The 429-nt window shown below is 68.5% G+C and carries 1 protein-coding gene; it reads right to left on the bottom strand.

What is annotated here, in order from left to right:
* Positions 1–180: hypothetical protein (locus AC1DYK_RS35900; protein WP_478170603.1), on the bottom strand; the 180-nt coding region annotated here is incomplete at its 3' end.
* Positions 181–429 lie beyond the last annotated feature (249 nt).

Genomic DNA, 429 nt, shown 5'->3' with positions numbered 1-429 from the left:
GGCAAGCGCAGCGGATGCGGCGAGCAGGTACATGCTGGATTTCGTCACGGCTAGGCCTTTCAGCAGCTCAATTGCCCCTTCGACGACATCGCCATCGATTCGGTTCCTGCCACGGAAGCTGTGACCCCGCCCGGCGGCCGTCCTTGTGGGGTGTTCAGGCGTCCCTACCTTCTTGAGCACGTCCTGATCGCTCGCGACGATGGGGACGTGCGGGTGGGACGGGGCAGCTGGGCACGGCGTGAATGCGCAGGGCGGTGGTGGCGGTCTCGGTGTCGTGGGTCGCCTCCAGGAGGAGCCCGCCCGGCGCGACCGTCACCGGGCTGCCGACTGGGCTCTGCGTGCGGTCTCCCGGCCACGCCTGCGCGCCTTCGGGTTGGGAGTGGAGTGGGCTGTGTAGCAGCGCAGAACGCCGCGCTGATCGTCTACGCA

Source organism: Variovorax sp. P2_H12 (assembly GCF_056403395.1).
The sequence above is the reverse complement of the archived record's forward strand: the minus strand, read 5'-3'. Positions and strand labels throughout refer to the sequence as shown.